Origin of the sequence: Ruania alkalisoli (assembly GCF_014960965.1) — a bacterium.
GTDB lineage: Bacteria > Actinomycetota > Actinomycetes > Actinomycetales > Beutenbergiaceae > Ruania > Ruania alkalisoli.
The window spans coordinates 3,625,112-3,642,772 of sequence record NZ_CP063169.1 but is presented as its reverse complement, the minus strand read 5'-3'; the positions used below and the strand labels follow the sequence as shown (position 1 = coordinate 3,642,772).

Annotated in this window: 15 protein-coding genes; all 15 read left to right on the top strand. The window is 68.0% G+C overall.

Features of this window, described 5'->3' with window-relative positions; all coding sequences use genetic code 11:
• Positions 1-108 precede the first annotated feature (108 nt).
• The 15 genes from IM660_RS16210 (at position 109) to IM660_RS16140 (ending at position 17,660) form a co-directional block, all read left to right on the top strand.
• The gene (locus IM660_RS16210; protein WP_193496839.1) at positions 109-1,686 is read left to right on the top strand and encodes a DEAD/DEAH box helicase; all 1,578 of its coding nucleotides are present in this window, start codon (positions 109-111) and stop codon (positions 1,684-1,686) included.
• Between the two features lie 141 nt (positions 1,687-1,827).
• Positions 1,828-2,208 (top strand): ArsR/SmtB family transcription factor, encoded by a 381-nt coding sequence (locus tag IM660_RS16205; protein ID WP_193496838.1) that lies wholly within the window; start codon positions 1,828-1,830, stop codon positions 2,206-2,208.
• A 2-nt stretch (positions 2,209-2,210) separates the two neighbouring features.
• A complete protein-coding gene (locus IM660_RS16200; RefSeq protein WP_193496837.1) occupies positions 2,211-2,699 on the top strand; it encodes an SRPBCC family protein in 489 nt (162 codons plus the stop codon).
• Between the two features lie 117 nt (positions 2,700-2,816).
• Entirely contained in the window at positions 2,817-3,290 is a 474-nt protein-coding gene (locus IM660_RS20005; protein WP_343072028.1) for a glutaredoxin domain-containing protein, read from the top strand.
• Positions 3,291-3,431: 141 nt separating this feature from the next.
• On the top strand, positions 3,432-4,469 hold the full coding sequence (locus IM660_RS16190; protein ID WP_246464994.1) for a LacI family DNA-binding transcriptional regulator: 1,038 nt from the start codon (positions 3,432-3,434) through the stop codon (positions 4,467-4,469).
• A gap of 141 nt (positions 4,470-4,610) precedes the next feature.
• On the top strand, positions 4,611-6,338 hold the full coding sequence (gene araB, locus IM660_RS16185; protein ID WP_193496836.1) for a ribulokinase: 1,728 nt from the start codon (positions 4,611-4,613) through the stop codon (positions 6,336-6,338).
• Positions 6,335-7,087 carry an L-ribulose-5-phosphate 4-epimerase gene (locus tag IM660_RS16180; protein WP_193496835.1) on the top strand — a complete coding sequence of 251 codons (753 nt, stop codon included), beginning with the start codon at positions 6,335-6,337 and terminating at the stop codon, positions 7,085-7,087. The genes araB and IM660_RS16180 overlap by 4 nt, the downstream gene beginning before the upstream one ends.
• 4 nt (positions 7,088-7,091) lie before the next feature.
• Positions 7,092-8,600, top strand: coding sequence for an L-arabinose isomerase (gene araA / locus IM660_RS16175; protein ID WP_193496834.1), 1,509 nt, complete (start codon positions 7,092-7,094; stop codon positions 8,598-8,600).
• 152 nt (positions 8,601-8,752) lie between these two features.
• A complete protein-coding gene (locus tag IM660_RS16170; RefSeq protein WP_193496833.1) occupies positions 8,753-9,814 on the top strand; it encodes a LacI family DNA-binding transcriptional regulator in 1,062 nt (353 codons plus the stop codon).
• Positions 9,815-9,913: 99 nt separating this feature from the next.
• Positions 9,914-11,524 (top strand): arylsulfatase, encoded by a 1,611-nt coding sequence (locus IM660_RS16165; RefSeq protein WP_246464993.1) that lies wholly within the window; start codon positions 9,914-9,916, stop codon positions 11,522-11,524.
• Between the two features lie 70 nt (positions 11,525-11,594).
• Positions 11,595-12,908 (top strand): ABC transporter substrate-binding protein, encoded by a 1,314-nt coding sequence (locus IM660_RS16160; protein WP_193496831.1) that lies wholly within the window; start codon positions 11,595-11,597, stop codon positions 12,906-12,908.
• 64 nt (positions 12,909-12,972) lie between these two features.
• The gene (locus tag IM660_RS16155) at positions 12,973-13,935 is read left to right on the top strand and encodes a carbohydrate ABC transporter permease (RefSeq protein ID WP_193496830.1); all 963 of its coding nucleotides are present in this window, start codon (positions 12,973-12,975) and stop codon (positions 13,933-13,935) included.
• Positions 13,936-13,940: 5 nt separating this feature from the next.
• Positions 13,941-14,837 (top strand): carbohydrate ABC transporter permease, encoded by an 897-nt coding sequence (locus IM660_RS16150; protein ID WP_193499465.1) that lies wholly within the window; start codon positions 13,941-13,943, stop codon positions 14,835-14,837.
• Positions 14,838-14,947: 110 nt separating this feature from the next.
• Positions 14,948-16,204, top strand: a complete 1,257-nt coding sequence (locus IM660_RS16145; protein WP_193496829.1) for a family 1 glycosylhydrolase — start codon at positions 14,948-14,950, stop codon at positions 16,202-16,204.
• Positions 16,205-16,553: 349 nt separating this feature from the next.
• Positions 16,554-17,660 carry an IS110 family RNA-guided transposase gene (locus IM660_RS16140; protein ID WP_193496828.1) on the top strand — a complete coding sequence of 369 codons (1,107 nt, stop codon included), beginning with the start codon at positions 16,554-16,556 and terminating at the stop codon, positions 17,658-17,660.
• Position 17,661 lies beyond the last annotated feature (1 nt).

The window sequence follows — 17,661 nt, the reverse complement described above, 5'->3', positions numbered from 1 at the left end:
TGTCGACTCGCGCCCGGCATCGCGGTTTCGTGTGCGCTCACCTGGACGCCGAGCAGCACCAGTGACGGTCTCTGCGGTGAATCCCTACCTCAGAGAGCTGTTCTCTTCATGTCTGATTCCCCCCTGTCCTTCCGCGCCCTCGGCGTACCCGCTGCGCTGGTGCGTTCCCTCGAAGGGCGTGGCATCACCGAGCCTTTCCCGATCCAGACGGCCACGCTGCGCGACACCCTCGCCGGCCGCGACGTGCTCGGCCGTGGTCGTACCGGTTCCGGTAAGACTCTCGCCTTCTCGCTGCCGCTGGTGGCGCGCCTGTCCGACTCCCGGCCGGGCAGGTCCGGCGCCCCGCGCGGACTCGTGCTGGCCCCCACACGCGAGCTGGCCTCGCAGATCGCCGAGACCATCGCCCCGCTGGCTGCCGCCGCGGGACTGACCCACACCGTGATCTTCGGTGGCGTCGGCCAGGGCAAGCAGGTCGAGGCGCTGCGTCGCGGCGTGGACATCCTCGTTGCCTGCCCCGGACGCCTCGAAGACCTCAAGGGGCAGGGCCACCTGCGCCTGGACGCCGTCGAGATCTCCGTGCTCGACGAGGCGGACCACATGGCGGACCTGGGATTCCTGCCGGCCGTCAAGCGCATCCTCGACGCCACGCCGCGCGGTGGGCAGCGGATGCTGTTCTCCGCCACCCTCGACAACGGTGTGGACATCCTCGTCAAGCGATACCTCACGAACCCCCTCACTCACTCTGTGGATCCCTCCTCCTCGCCGGTGGCCGCGATGACTCACCACATCCTGGAGGTGGCCGACGTGGGCGCGAAGCGCGACCTGGTCGAGCAGCTCGCCTCGGGTCGTACCCGCCGGCTGTTCTTCACCCGGACCAAGCACCAGGCGCGCAAGCTGGCGCGGCAGCTCACGGCCAGCGGAATCCCCGCCGTCGACCTGCACGGCAACCTCTCCCAGAATGCTCGCGAGCGGAACCTCGACGCGTTCTCGACGGGCGCGGTGAAGGTACTCGTGGCCACGGACATCGCGGCGCGCGGGATCCACGTCGACGACATCGACCTCGTCGCGCACGTCGACCCGCCGGCCGAGCACAAGGCCTACCTGCACCGCTCCGGCCGCACCGCGCGCGCCGGTTCGGGCGGAACGGTCGTCACGATCATGCTCCCCGAGCAGCGCAAGGACGTTCGCCAGCTGCTGCGGGCCGCCAAGATCGGGGCCCAGCCCACCGCACCGGAGGCGGCGCTCGTCGCCGGCCTGGTCGGGGAGACGGCGCCGCGCGTGGCACCGACCGAGGCGCCGGAAGCTGCGGCCCGCAAGCCTGCCGCGCAGCCCGCTCGGGGGCAGGGCGGATCTGGCCGCGCCGGGTCGGGTCAGGGTCGTTCCAGCCGGGGGCGCCGCCCGCGGAGTGGTCAAGGAGCGTCAGCCTCGGCTCAGGATGGTGGGCAGCAGTCCCGGCGTCGCGACGACGGCGGTGCGCGCACAAGGAATGGCGCCCGTGGTTCCAGGCCCACTGCCGACGGCGGAGCTCGCCTTGCGCGGACGGCCGAAGGCGGCGGTCGCGCCGTCTACGTGTCAGAGAGCGGGGCGCGCCCTGCTCGTGACACCTCTGCGGGGCGTGACGGGGGAGGGCGGCCGTCTCGACGTCGTGCCCCCCGGCGTGCCACCAGTGGCGGCACGCCCCGCTGACCCTCCGGCGTTCCTCACGCCAGCCTTCTCCAGAAATCCGTCGTCGATCTGGTCGCTCACAGCGACCAGATCGACGACGGATTTTGTGCTTTCTGGATCTGACTCTTGCAACCTACAACCGAATGGTTGTAGGTTGGGCTCATGACCGAGGGCACGAGCGAGGACCGGGCAGACGCCCTGTTCCACGCGCTCGCCGACCGGACCCGGCGTGACATCATGCGCCGCGTCCTGGCCGGGGAGCACTCCGTCTCGGCGCTGGCTCAGCACTACGACATGAGCTTCGCCGCGGTGCAGAAGCACGTCGCCGTGCTCGAGAGAGCCGGTCTGATCACCAAACGCCGCGTCGGTCGCGAGGCGCTCGCGACCGGCGATATCGACGCCGTCCGCTCCGTCGGCTCCATGCTCACCGAGATCGAGCAGGTCTGGCGCGGACGCATCGCGAGGATGGACGACCTCCTCGCTTCCCCATCCGAATCCGGCTCGTCTTCACCTAGCCCGATCAAGACCACGAAGGAGCATTGATCATGCCTGTTACCGGAGTCCAGAAGGACATCGACACCCGCACCCTTACCATCACCGCCGAGTTTGCCGCGCCTGTGGAGCAGGTGTGGGGGATCTACGCCGACCCGCGCAAGCTCGAGCAGGTCTGGGGGCCGCCGACCTACCCGGCGACCTTCGTCGAGCACTCACTCGCCCCGGGAGCTCGCGTCACGTACTACATGACGAGCCCCGAGGGCGAGAAGCACGGGGGCTGGTGGGAGATTGCCGAGGTCGACGAGCCGCACTCCCTCCGCTTCCGGGACGGCTTCGCCGACGCCGACCTCAACCCTGTGGACACCGCTCCAGTCTCGGAGAACGTCTACCGCTTCGAATCCATCGACGGCGGCACGCGAGCGGTCTACACCAGCACCTACGCCACCGCTGAGGCGCTCCAGCAGGTGCTTGACATGGGGATGGAAGAAGGCGCCACTCTTGCCATCAATCAGATCGACGACTTCCTCGCTGCGGCCTGATCACCGCATCGGCGCCGCACTCGACAGGGATGTGCCAGGTGGGCCACGGAGTGCTCCACCTGACACATCCCTGCCGTTGGCGCGATCAAATGCACCCGAGGATCCATCGTGCGGGGGATGACGAACCGTGCCGCCGGCAGGGAGGCTGGGGCGATGCGCTCACGACTCCTGTGGCTCGGCCTGCTCATCCTGATCGCCACGATGGCGGCTCTGATCGTCGCCGACATCTCGTGGTGGTTGATGATCCCCGTCGGCGTGCTGGTCGCCATGTACGGCTGGTGGAGCTTTCCTGGCCGTGGTGGCGGTACCACCCATGCCGTGGCCACCCAGCTCGCCGAGGCGGACTCCCGCAGCCGGGTGATCATCTACTGGCGCCCCGGTTGCACCTACTGCTCGGCGTTGCGGCGCCGCCTTGGATCGGCCAGGGACGATGCCCTGTGGGTCAACATCTGGACTGACCCGGAGGCCGCGGCCTATGTGCGCAGCGTCAACGACGGCAACGAGACGGTGCCCACGGTCGTGATCGAGGGGCGTGCGCACACCAACCCGGACGCTGGGCTGGTCCGTAGTCACCTGGTGTCCGCGGCCTGAGGGCACAGTTGGGTCTCAGGGCGCGGCGAGCACTGCGTCACTGCGTCACTGTCGCGCTCGAGTGCTGCGACGTCGCTCCGGAGGACGGGCAGGTGGCGATGCGCCACTAGGCTCTCCCCACACGGCGAGCGAGGAGGACAGGTGGCGGGTAGTACGCGGACGCAGCGCCCGGGGATGAGCGATGTCGCCCGGGTGGCCGGGGTCTCGCACCAGACAGTGTCGCGGGTGCTGAACGATCATCCCCATGTGCGCCCGGAGACCCGGGAGAAAGTGCTCGATGCGATCTCCGAGCTCGGCTACCGCCGAAACAGCGCCGCCCGCGCCTTGGTCACCCAGCGGTCGGCGATCGTCGGCATCGTGACGAGCGGCTCGTTGCACTTCGGTCCGGCCACCACCCTCGCCGTGCTCGAGCAGTCCGCCCGCTCGGCCGGCTACTTCGTCAGTGTTGCCACGGCGACTGACCCGACGCCGGAGGCCATGACCGACATCTTCGGCTCATTCATGGATCAGTCGGTGGAAGGCATCGTGGTGATCGCCCCGGACGAACGCGTGGCGGCGGCCGCCCGAGCTGCCTCGGCGCACGTGCCGGTGCTGTTGCTGGCCGCGATGACCAGCGCACCGGGAGACCCGCCGATCCTCTCGGTGGATCAGGCCGGCGGTGCCCGCCTGCTGGCCCGTCACCTGATCGGGCTGGGGCATCGCGATCTTGTTCACATCACCGGCCCTGCCGACTGGTTCGATGCCATCTCCCGTCGCGATGCCTGGCACGCTGAACTCGCGGCCGCATCCGTGGTGCCTCGCGCGGACATCCCGGGTGACTGGACCGCTGCCACCGGATATCAGGCAGCTCAGGGATTGCTCGGGAACCTGCCCGACGCCGTCTTCGCCGCCAACGACCAGACCGCTCTCGGCGTCCTCCATGCCTTTGCCGACGCCGGAGTGCGGGTACCCGAGGACGTCTCGGTGGTCGGATACGACGACGTCGAGGGATCCGACCACTTCATCCCGCCGCTGACGACCGTGCGCCAGGACTTCGGCGCGCTGGGCCGGCAGGCGATGGAGGTACTCATCAGCGCGGTGCAGGGAGAGCCTGCCCGTCCGGCACCCGTGCCGCCGGAGCTGCTCGTGCGTTCCAGCACCGGGCCCCCCGCGGAGAGAGCGCGGCCCGCCCATCGATGAGGGTGGCGCCGTCGTGTTGTGAACGCTAACATTGCGACGTGGGACCCTGGACCCGAGGTCCACGCCAGTCCCATCCGCATCGCCCGGACCAGCACGCTGCCCAGAACGCACCCGCGCAATGACGCCGACCCAAGGAATGCCATGACTGACCAGGACACCTACACCATCGGTGTGGACTTCGGGACCCTCTCCGGCCGGGCGGTCGTCGTCCGGACCCGTGACGGTGCCGAACTCGGAAGCGCCGAGCATCCCTATGCCCACGCTGTGATGGACCGGAACCTCACCGCCTCACCCGCCCGCACCGAGCTCCCCCCGGAGTGGGCGCTGCAAGTGCCGGGCGACTACGTTGAGGTACTGCGCACCGCCGTGCCCCGCGCCGTGGAGGCCGCCGGTATCGACCCGGCACAGGTGGTCGGCATCGCCACCGACTTCACCGCCTGCACCATGATCCCGGTGACTACCGACGGGACGCCGCTGTGTGAGCTGGAGCAGTTCGCCGACCGTCCGCACGCCTACGTCAAGCTGTGGAAGCACCACGCCGCTCAGCCCCACGCTGACCGCATCAACGAGATCGCCCGCGAGCGCGGCGAGGCGTGGCTACCGCGCTACGGCGGACTCATCTCCTCCGAGTGGCAGTTCGCCAAGGGGCTGCAGCTCTTTGAGGAGGACCGCGAGATCTACGACGCGATGGACCGCTGGGTGGAGGCGGCCGACTGGATCGTCTGGCAGCTCGGCGGATCCTACGCCCGCAACGCCTGCACCGTTGGCTACAAGGGCATCCACCAGGACGGCGCCCATCCGGATGAGGACTTCCTCACGGCCCTCAACCCCGATTTCGGAGGGTTCGTCCGCGACAAGCTGGACGCTCCGATCGCTCAGCTGGGGGACGCCGTCGGACATCTCACGGCCGAGGCGGCCGCCTGGACCGGCCTGCCGGAAGGCATTGCCGTGGCCGCGGGAAACGTGGACGCGCACGTCACCCTGCCGGCCGCGAACGCCGTCGGGAACGGGCAGATGACCCTGATCATGGGCACCTCCACCTGCCACGTGGTCACCAGTGACCAGCTGCACGAGGTTCCTGGCATGTGCGGTGTGGTCGATGGTGGCGTGATCGCCGGTACCTACGGTTACGAGGCCGGGCAGAGTGGCGTCGGGGACATTTTCGGGTGGTTCGTCTCCACCGGGGTGCCCGCCGAATACACCGCCGAGGCCGAGCGCCGGGGCATCTCCACGCATGCCTATCTCACCGAGCTCGCCGAGAGGCAGCCGATCGGCGGCCACGGATTGGTCGCACTGGACTGGCACAACGGCAACAGATCGGTGCTCGTGGACACCGAGCTCTCCGGGGTGATCCTCGGGCAGACCTTGGCCACGCGACCCGAGGACATCTACCGGGCGCTGCTGGAATCCACGGCCTTCGGCACTCGCACCATCATCGAGGCGTTCACCTCCTCCGGGGTACCGATCACCGAGCTGGTGGTGGCGGGTGGCCTGCTGAAGAACGCGTTCCTGATGCAGATGTACGCCGATGTGACCGGGTTGCCTTTGAGCACGATCACCTCGACCCAGGGCCCGGCTGTCGGGTCGGCGATCCATGCCGCTGTGGCCGCCGGGGTGTACCCGGACGTGCGCGCCGCCGCAGCAGCCATGGGGCACCGTGTGGTGGGCGCGTACCAGCCGAACGCTGCAGCGACGGCGGCCTACGACCGGCTGTTCGCCGAGTACACCCGGCTGCACGACTACTTCGGCCGCGGGGAGAACGACGTGATGAAGCGGCTCAAGACCATCCGCCGCGAAGCCTGGGAGGCGAGCAACGCCGTCGAGGCCGAGGCCGCTCCCGCCCTGACCGTCCCCGAGGATCTCTCATGAGCGGCACCAGCAGACCCGTCCTTGCCCAGATGCCCGCGGCCGTTCAAGCCGAGGTGGCCGCCACCCGCGAACGCGTAGCCCGGCTGCACGCCGAGCTCGTCCGCTACGAACTGGTGATCTGGACCGCCGGCAATGTCTCCGAGCGGGTGCGGATCGAGTCCGGCACCGACGCCCCCGAGCTGTTCGTGATCAAGCCCTCCGGTGTCTCCTATGACGAGCTGGCCCCGGAGTCGATGGTGGTGTGCACCCTCGACGGCACCAAGATCGACGACGGCACCCCGGACCGGTTGACTCCGAGCTCCGACACCGCCGCGCACGCCTACGTGTACCGGCACATGGCCGAGGTGGGCGGCGTGGTGCACACCCACTCCACCTACGCCACCGCGTGGGCCGCCCGGAACGAACCCATCCCGTGCGTGATCACCATGATGGGCGACGAGTTCGGCGGTGAGATCCCGATCGGCCCGTTCGCGCTGATCGGCGACGACTCCATCGGCCAGGGCATCGTGGAGACCCTGCGGGGAAGTCGCTCCCGGGCGGTGCTGATGGCCAACCACGGGCCGTTCACCATCGGCTCCGACGCCAAGGACGCCGTCAAGGCGGCCGTGATGTGCGAGGACGTGGCCCGCACGGTACACATCGCCCAGCAGCTCGGCGGTGTCGTCCCGATCGCCCCCGAGCACATCGACTCCCTCTTCGACCGCTATCAGAATGTCTACGGCCAGCACGCCGAGGACGGTAAGGACTGAAACCATGGACAACCCCTTCGCAGGCCGCGAGATCTGGTTCCTCACCGGCAGCCAGGACCTCTACGGCGAGGAGACCTTGCAGCAGGTGGCCGAGCAGTCCCAGGAGGTGGCCCGCCACCTGGAGGAATCCGCCGAGGTGCCGGTGCGCATCGTCTGGAAGCCCGTGCTCAAGGACACCGCCTCTATCCGCCGCGCGGCGCTGGAGGCCAACGCCGACGACGCCTGCGTCGGCGTGATCACCTGGATGCACACCTTCTCTCCGGCGAAGATGTGGATCACCGGCCTGGACGCGCTGCGCACCCCGATGCTGCACCTGCACACGCAGGCCGGCATGGAGCTGCCGTGGGCCGACATCGACATGGACTTCATGAACCTGAACCAGGCCGCCCACGGCGACCGGGAGTTCGGGTACATCGCCACCCGCCTGGGGGTGGCGCGCAAGATCGTCGTCGGGCATGCCAGCACGCCCCATGTGCAGGCGCAGGTCGGCACCTGGGCGAGGGCCGCCGTCGGGTGGGCCAGCCTGAGCGGGATGAAGCTCGCCCGCTTCGGCGACAACATGCGCAATGTGGCCGTGACCGAGGGTGACAAGACCGAGGCCGAGCTGCGCTTCGGCGTCTCGGTGAACACCTGGGGCGTGAACGATCTGGTGGCGGCCGTGGATGCGGTGGACGAGGCCGCCATCGATGGGCTGGTCCAGGAGTATCTGGACGCCTATGAGGTGGTTCCCGAGCTGCAGCCTGGGGGAGATCGGCACGAATCGCTGCGCTATGGCGCCCGCCAGGAGGCGGGGATGCGGTCCTTCCTGGAGTCCGGGGGCTTCACGGCCTTCACCACGAACTTCGAGGATCTCGGCGGGCTCCGGCAGCTGCCGGGCCTGGCCGTGCAGCGGCTGATGGCCGACGGCTACGGCTTCGGCGCCGAGGGTGACTGGAAGACTGCCATCCTGGTTCGCCTGGCGAAGGTGATGGGCTACGGCCTGCCCGGCGGCGCCTCGCTGATGGAGGACTACACCTACGAGCTCACCCCGGGCAAAGAGAAGATCCTCGGCTCGCACATGCTGGAGATCTGCCCGAGCCTGACCACGAGCAAGCCGCGCCTGGAGATCCACCCGCTCGGCATCGGCGACCGGGAGGACCCGGTGCGGCTGGTGTTCGACACCGACACCGGCGAGGGTCTCGTTGTGGCGCTGTCCGACATGCGGGAGCGGTTCCGGCTGGTGGCCAACGAGGTGGACATCGTCGGGCCGGACGCCGAGCTGCCGAACCTGCCGGTGGCGCGTGCGGTCTGGGTGCCGCGCCCGGACTTCACCACCTCCGCGCGGGCCTGGCTGACTGCCGGGGGAGCTCACCACACTGTGCTGACCACGCAGGTGGGCACCGAGGTGTTCGAGGACTTCGCCGAGATCTCCCGCACCGAGCTGGCGCTGATCGATTCCTCGACGACGGTGCGCGCCTTCCAGCGCGAGCTGCGGTGGAACCAGATGTACTACCGCATGACCGCGGGGGCCTGAGACCGGCGGCCCGTTCACCGGGGGTGAAGTTGACGTCGATTATCTGGCCATAACCGACGTCAACTTCACCCCCGGTGGTCGTAGTGGCGGTGGGCGTGGCGGGCGCACGGCCTGAGAGGATCTACGATCGACTCAGGCGCGAAGGGAGCACCATGCCCGCCACCATGCGTGACGTCGCGAAGCTGGCCGGGGTCTCGGTCAAGACCGTCTCGAACGTCGTCAACAACACTTACCCCTACATACGGCCCGAGACCCGGGCGCAGGTCGAGGCTGCCATGGCCGAGCTGGGGTACCGGCTGAACGTGACGGCGCGCAAGTTGCGGACGAACCGGACCGGACTGATTGGCTTGGCGCTTCCTGAACTGCGGCACCAGTACTTCGCCGAGCTCGCCGACGATGTGATCCGCGAGGCAGCGAAGGCTGGGCTGAAGGTCATCATCGAGCAGGTCGAACCTTCCGAGCATGTGGCGGTGGAGACTCTGGTGGGTTCCCACACCCACCTGGTGGATGGTGCGATCGTGGCTCCGGTCGGACACGGAGACGTGGTTTCGGAGTCGGCACCGCCCGGGTTTCCGGTGGTGGTGCTGGGTGACCACCGCATCACCGACGACGTCGATCAGGTGTACATGGCGAACGCGCGAGGGGCGGAACTCGTGATGGAGCATCTCATCTCCAGGGGCGCCCGCCGCATCGTGGCGCTCGGCGCTGACCTCGGAGCCGAGGTGGGAGCGGAGGGGGAGCGCACCCGCGGTTACCTGGAATCGCTTGAGCGGCACGGCATCGAGGTCGACGACCAGCTCATCCTCACCACCGATGGCTGGAGCAAGGCGGTCGGTGTCGCGGCCATCCGCGACCTGACGACACGAGGGGTGTCGTTCGACGCCGTGTTCGGCTTCAACGACACACTCGCCCTTGGTGCTCTCACCGAGGTGCTCCGCAGTGGCAGGCGCGTTCCGGAGGACGTGCAGGTGATGGGTTTCGACAACATCGACGATGCCCAGTACAGCGTGCCGGCGTTGAGCACGGTGGCCGTCGATCGGGCCCAGCTCGCCGAGCTGGCGGTCGACATGATCGTGCGGCGGTTGCGCAGCCTCTACGAGGCGGAGAACCGGTCCGAGCACGATGCTGAGGGTGCGGCGCCGGAGCGATGGGCGATCGAGGTGCCCGCCAGCCTGGTGCTGCGTGACTCCACACGGCAGGAATCCCGATCGTGACCGATCGGTGATCTGACCAGGGTTGACTGTCTTGGAAAACGTCCGTAATCTTCTGTAGTACACCGTTGTACTACGGACCTGATGAAGGGTGAACGCGCAATGACGCGGCCAGATGTGCTCGTGATCCTCGCCGATGACATGGGCTTCTCCGATATCGGCTGCTACGGCGGCGAGATCGAGACGCCCGTGCTCGACGGGCTCGCGCGCCGCGGCACGCGCTTCACTCAGTTCTACAACTCCCCGCGTTGCTCACCCACCCGCGCCAGCCTGCTCACCGGACTGCATCCGCACCAGGTCGGCATCGGAATCCTCACCGGTGACGAGCGCCCCCGCGGCTACCGCGGCGACCTGGCCGAGGAGTGCCACACGATCGCCGAACTTCTCCGCGACGCGGGATACGGCACCTACCTCTCCGGCAAGTGGCATCTCTCGGACGACATGGTCGACCCGAAGCCGTCCTGGCCGAACTCTCGCGGGTTCGAGCGCACCTTCGGCACCATCGAGGGCGCCGGCTCGTTCTTCGACCCAGTGAGCCTGCACCGGGACGGATCTCCCGTGGACGAGGCGCAGGCTGAGGACTTCTACTACACCGACGCGATCGGTGCGGCAGGGGCTCAGTTCGTCGCCGAACACGTCCGTGACCGGGCCGAGGACCCGATGTTCCTGTACCTGCCGTTCACTGCGCCCCACTGGCCGCTCCATGCGCGTGAGGAGGAGATCGCACGCTACCGTGGCCGCTTCGACGCCGGCTGGGACGACTTGCGCGAGCAGCGCCGCCAGCGAATGATCTCCGAGGGCATCCTGGACGAGTCGTGGTCGCTCAGCGAGCGCGACCCCGACGTCCCGGCCTGGGATGACGTGGCGGACAAGGAGTGGCAGGTCCGGCGGATGGAGGTCTACGCCGCCCAGGTGAGCGCCATGGACCGGGCGATCGGCGCCGTCGTGGATGCGCTCGACGCGGCAGGCCGGCTGGACAACACGCTCATCCTCTTCCTCTCCGATAACGGCGGCTGCGCTGAGGACCTCCCTCCCGGTGGTCATGACGGATTCTGGGACCTGCAGATGATCCCGCACGCCACCCGCGCTGTAGAGCCGATGCGCTACGGCAACAAGCCGCACATTTTCCCTGGCCCTGAGGACACCTACGCCAGTTATGGCCCCGAGTGGGCCAACGTCTCCAACACCCCGTTCCGCGAGTACAAGCATTGGGTGCACGAGGGCGGCATCGCCACACCACTGATCGCGCACTGGCCCGCCGGCCTTGGTCAACCGGGTGACCTGTGCCGCACCCCGGGCCAGCTCGTGGACCTGCTCCCGACCATCCTCGAGGCCGCCGGCGCCGCCTATCCTGCCGAGCGCAACGGCGCGGCCGTGCCGTCGATGGAGGGAGCGAGCCTGCTTCCGGTGTTGCAGGGCGGCGACCGCTCGGGCGGTTCGGTGCGGCCTCTGTACTGGGAACACGAGGGCAACGCCGCCGTTCGCTTGGGCCGTTGGAAGCTTGCGCGTAAGTACCCCGGCCCGTGGGAGCTCTACGATCTGCTCGCCGATCGCACCGAGACTCGCGATCGTGCGGCCGATCGTCCGGAACTTGTCGCAGCTCTCGCTGCCGCGTACGAGCAATGGTCCAGGCGCGTGGGCGTCATTCCCCGCGAGCAAGTCACCGGCGACGGTGCGGTTGACGCTGTCGGCATCCCGTATATCAACCCCTGATCTTCATGGCCCCCTTCCCCCGCATCGGCCACCCTCATACACCGATGTACTACCGATAAGGAGAACAAAGATGTCCCCTTCAACACCCCTACTGCGCCGGCCGGCACGTCGCCGACGCGGCGTGCTGCTCGCCGCGGGCACTGCGGCTGCTCTGACCCTTGCTGCCTGCTCCTCAGGTACCGACACCGGTGACTCCGGTGGCGGCGACGGCGGTACCACCACCGTCAGCGTCTGGCACGGTTTCACCGAGGCCGATGGTGACGTGGTCAACCAGCTTGCTGACGAGTTCAACGCCTCCCAGGATGAGTACGAGATCTCCGTGGAGGTCAACCCCTGGAATGTCATCACCGACAAGCTCCTGCCCGCCGTCTCCGCCGGCAACGGTCCGGATCTCGTGGTTCAGCCTGCCGATGCCGGTGAGGGCTATGTCAACCAGGGTGTCTTCGTTCCGATGGACTCCTTCTACGAGAACCCCGAGAACGAGACGGACAGTTACTACCCGCACGTGGTCGACTACGCCACATTCGACGGCACCCACTACGCCGTCCCGATGGCCTACGGCCCGTTCTCGGTCTGGTACAACACCGAGATGTTCGCCGAGGCGGGCATCACCGAGAGCGACGTCCCTGCCACCTGGGAGGAATGGGTCGCCCTCGCCGAAGAGCTCACCGTGGACGACAACGGTGACGGTGAGCCGGAGATCTACGGCCTCGCGTTGCCCGATGCCGACGGCACATTCCTTCCGAGCTTCATCCAGGCCGGCGGCGGCTCCGTGTACACCGACGGCGAAGTCACGCTGGACACCCCGCAGAACGTCGAGACCCTGCAGTGGTGGCAGGACGCCTACGAGGGCGGCTGGGGCCCGACGAATGTGACGCTGCCGGAGGCGGTGGACCTGTTCAAGGCAGGTAAGGCCGCGATGACCGTGATCGGACCATGGATCATCACCGGTGCCGAGAGCGTGGGCCTGGACATCGACGTCTTCGAGATGCCGGCCGGCCCGGAGGGCGTGGTCACCCAGGCCGCGGCCAACTACTGGTGGCTGACATCCCAGGCCGACGAACAGACAGCGGCCGGCGCCGAGGCGTTCCTGCGCTACTACAACGCTCATGACTCGCAGGTGTTGTGGGCGCAGCAGTCCTACTACCCGCCGAACCGCACCGACATCACGGCCGATCAGATCGGCGACACCCCGTTCGTGGGCACCATGATCGACCACACCGAGAACTCCTACATCCGGATGTACGGGATCCCGGGCGGGCTGACCGACGTCAACGCCGAGCTGTCGACGCTGAACACCACGGTCACCCAGGGCGGCGATCTCGCTGCTGTAACCACCGAGACTGCCGGCTCGATCGCCGACATCCTCTCCCGGTTCGAGTGATCGACTCCCACATCGACGGTGGTGCCGGGGATTCCCCGGCACCACCGGAGCCCTTGGAGACCTCATGACCAGTGTGCAACCGGCCTACCGGGCCCCCAGGCGCCTCGGCGGCAGCAGAATGCCGCCGGACCGATCGCGTCAGATCGCGCGCCACGAACGCGGCCGGGCGTTGCGCGCCGCGGCGTTCCTCGCCCCGGCGGTAGCGGTGATCCTCGCGTTCGTGTTCCTGCCGGCGCTCTCGGCGCTACGGCTCTCCTTCACCGACGCCTCCGGCTTCGGCGAGGAGTCCTGGATCGGCCTGGAGAACTACGCCACCGTCTTCACCGACCCGGCGACGTTGCGGGCGATCTGGAACACCGTGGGCTACGCCGTCATGTACGGGCCGATCGTGATCGCAGTCGGACTCGGGGCGGCGCTGCTGCTCAATCGCAAGGACGTGCCACTGCGCAGCTTCTTCCGCACGATCATCTTCCTGCCGTTCGTCATCTCGATGGCGGTGGCGTCCCTGGCCTGGGCGTTCCTGCTCGACCCGAACCTCGGCCTGATCCCGTACTGGCTCGGCAAGGTCGGCATCCAGATGGGTGACATCTTCGCGTCGACCACCTGGGCACTACCGGCGGTGACCGCCGTCGCGATCTGGAAGAACTTCGGCTACTTCATGGTCATCTTCCTCGCCGGCCTGCAGGGCATCCCGCGCTACCTGTACGAGGCCGCGATACTCGACGGCGCCGGCGCCTGGCGTCAGTTCCGGGCGGTCACCATGCCCGGGCTGCGCGCCACGATGACGTTCGTGATCGTGTTCGCGATCATCGGCGCGTTCCAGGCTTTCGACCAGATCTACATCATGACCCAGGGCGGACCGGACCGGGCCACGGAGACGATCGTCTACCGCATCTACACCGACGGGTTCCGCGACTTCCGGATGGGCTTCGCCTCGGCCCTGTCCTACGTACTGCTGGTGATCACCCTCGCCCTGGGGCTGATCCAGCTCCGGATCGGGGCCAAGCGTGAGAAGGACCTGGAGTGAGTGCCATGAATCAGACCACGACGGCGTCCCTCGCCCCCGCGCGTCCGCCCGCCCGCCGTAGGGGCAGCGCAAGCACCGCCCGACTGCTCACGCAGTCGGGTGTGGTGGCCGGCCTGCTCGTGTTCGCGGCCCTCACCTCCTTCCCGGTGGTCGTGGTGGTGCTCTCCGCCTTCTCCCCGGAATCGGAGGTGCTCTCCTGGCCGCCGAACTTCATCCCGTCCCGCTTCACACTCGAGAACTTCGACGGGCTCACCGCCCGCATCCCGGTATTTGCGCAGTCGTGGAACTCCTTCGTGTTCGCGGCCGCCGTGACCGGGCTGTCCCTGGTGTTCAACTCGCTGGCGGCCTACGCGCTGGCACGGATCGACTTCAAGGGCCGGTATGCGATCTTCACCGTGCTGATCGCGATCATGATGGTGCCCTTCCAGGCGCTGCTGGTGCCGCTGTACGAACTGATCTCCGATATCGGCTGGGTCAACACCTACGCCGGGCTGGTCATCCCGCGCGCCGCGGATGTGGCCGGGATCTTCCTGCTGCGGCAGTTCTTCATCACCCTCCCGCGGGATCTGGACTCGGCGGCCCGCATCGACGGCGCCAGCGAGCTGCGGGTGTTCTGGTCGATCATCCTGCCGAATGCCAAACCCGCACTGCTGACCATGGCCCTGTTCCACTTCGTCAACAACTGGAACGACCTGCTGTGGCCGCTGATCATGACCAGCGATTCGAGCGTGAGGCCATTGACGGCGGGGCTCGCCCTGCTGACCGGCTCCGCCACGGGTGTGGCCCCCTACGGGGTGATGATGGCCGGCTCGCTCGTGGCCATCGTGCCGCTGGTGGTGCTCTACCTGCTCGTGCAGCGGCGCTTCATCGAAGGCGTGGCCATGACCGGCATGAAGGGGTGACGCCGCCGCCCTCCACTCACCCGCCGCCACGAAATCGCACGTCGATCTGGCGGTGACGACCACCACCGCGCCCAGCGTGCGCGACCCAGCACAGACCTAGTGAGGACTCCATGACCTGGTACCAGGACGGCCGACTGCACTTCGGCGTCGGCGTCGAAGACACCTTCGTCCCGCAGACCCGTCCGGGCGAACGCGCCCTGGACGAATACGAGCTCACCGAGCATTACGACCAGTGGCACGCCGACCTCGGCCTTGCCTCCGAGGCAGGCGCGGAGTTCATGCGCTGGGGGATCCCGTGGTACCGGATCAACCCGGCGCCGGGGCAGTGGGACTGGTCCTGGCTGGATCCGGTGATGGCGCGGTTCGCCGAGCTGGGGATCAGGCCCATGGTGGACCTGTTGCACTACGGCACTCCGCAGTGGCTCGAGGGGGAGTTCGCCCACCCGGACTACCCCAAGCGCGTCGCCGAGTACTCGGTCGCTGTGGCCGAGCGGTATGCGGATACAGTCACCGACTACACCCCGGTGAACGAGCCGATGATCCACGCCCGGTTCTGCGGTGAGCTGGCCTACTGGCCGCCCTATCTCTCCGGCGAGGAGGGCCTCACCAGGATGGTCGCGGCGCTCGCAGACGGATTCGCGCGCACTCAGCACGGGATCGCCGAAGTGCTCGGTGATCGCGCAACCTTCGTGCACGTGGACGCGACCTCCCGGTTCTCCGGTGATGTGGACGGCGAGCACGCGGACAAGGTGCGGTTCCTACGCGAGCAGAGCTACGTCGTCGAGGATCTCGTCACGGGGCGTGTGCGCGACGGGCATCCGATGCTCGAGCACCTGCTCGCCCACGGGTTCTCGCCCGATCTGCTCGACCGGCTCGCCGGCGCGCCCGTGCTGCCGGACGTGATGGGTGTGAACTACTACCCGCGCCACTCGACCACCCTGGTGCAGGACGGGGTCTGGCACGCGGGCGGGTTCGTGGACCCGGCCCCGCAGATCGACGAGGGGATGCTCGGCCTGGAGGACGTGCTGCGTACCTACGCCGATCGCTACGGCGTGCCGGTAGCGCTGACCGAGACCTGTGTGACCGCCTCCGTCGGGGAGCGAGTGGCGTGGCTGGACGACTCGGTCGCGCTCGTGCACCGGATGCGGGAGGAGGGCGTGCCGATCGTCGGCTACACGTGGTGGCCGCTGTTCGACATGTACGAGTGGACCTACCGTCACGCGGACACGCCGCGGGAGGCCTCGCTGCTCACCATGGGGCTGTGGGACCTGGTCGAATCCGAGCAGGGCTTGTTGCGCCGTCGTAACCCCGTGGCCGATGCGTTTGCCCGCCATGCTGCCGCCGATCGGGCCGTGGCGCCTTCCTGAGCAAGTCCTTGCCGGATCACCCTCGTGAAATCCAACGTCGATTTGGCGGCTGAGTCGACCCGACTCAGCCGCCAAATCGACTGTGAGTGTGGTGTTCGCAGCCTGGTGGTGATGGGCTGTGGGTGGTGGCTTGGAGTGTGACTCGCTAATCGACTGGCCGTGTGTGCCTTTCGCACGACTTGTCCGCTCCGGGTCGCCGCCTCCGGCCCGGTCGGAGCGACTGGCCTGATCAGGAGCTTGACCGGCGGGCGTAGTAGCGCCCGTCGTGTCCCATCTACAGTCCTGCCGATTCTCCTACCGGACCGGAAAGCAACAACGTCCCGTCCCGTTCCGAAGTGGAGGAAACGTCATGACTAGTCTGAGTGATCTCGTCGAGGTTGTCATCGGGGTCGACACCCATGTCGATACCCATACCGCGGCGATCATCGATGCTGGCACCGGTGGGGTGCTCGGCCAGGTACAGGTCGCGGCCACCCCGGCGGGGTATGCCGAGCTGGTCGAGTTCGTCGATACCCACCTACGCGGTGAGGATGAGGCTGATATCGAGACCGATCCGTGCGCCGCCACTGGTGGACGGGCGTGGGCGATCGAGGGCACCCGCTCCCACGGGGCGGGTCTGACCCGACATCTACAGGCTCGTGGTGAGCTGGTCATCGAGATCGACCGCCCGCAACGGGCCAAGCGCCGCCGTGGAGCCAAGTCCGACCCGATCGACGCAGTCCGCGCCGCACGGGAAGCGTTAACCCGCGAGCACCTAGCCACCCCACGCTCAGGCGGGAACCGGCACGCCCTCGCGATCCTGCTGAGCACCCGAGACTCCCTCGTGACCGAAGCAGGCCGCGCCGCACGGCAAGTGTTCCACCTCATCATCACCGCCCCCGAACCCCTGCGAGCGAAGTTCGCCGGCAAGAAACTGCCCGCGATGATCACCACCGCCGCCCGGCTACGCACCCGGCCCGGTCAAGACATCGAGACCACCACCACGATCACCATCCTGCGCGACCTGGCCCGCCGCGCCCAAGACCTGACCACACAAGCGGCCCAGTACAAGAAACAGATCCACCACATCGTGACCAGCATGCGCGCCGACCTGCTCGATCAGCCCGGCATCGGCCCCATCGTGGCCGCACGAATCCTGTGCGCCTGGTCCCACCCCGGACGCATCCACTCCGAAGCCGCATTCGCCATGCTCGCCGGCGTCGCCCCCATCCCAGCCACCAGCGGCAGAACCACCAACCGACACCGCCTCAACCGCCACGGCGACCGCCAACTCAACCGAGCACTCCACGTCATCGTCCTGACCCGACTACGCCACGACCCACACACCCGCGCCTACGCCCAACGCCGCACCACCCAAGGCCGCACCCACCGCGAAATCACCCGCTGCCTCAAACGCTACATAGCCCGCGACATCTACCGACAACTCGAACACCACAACCCCACAAACACCCCTTGAC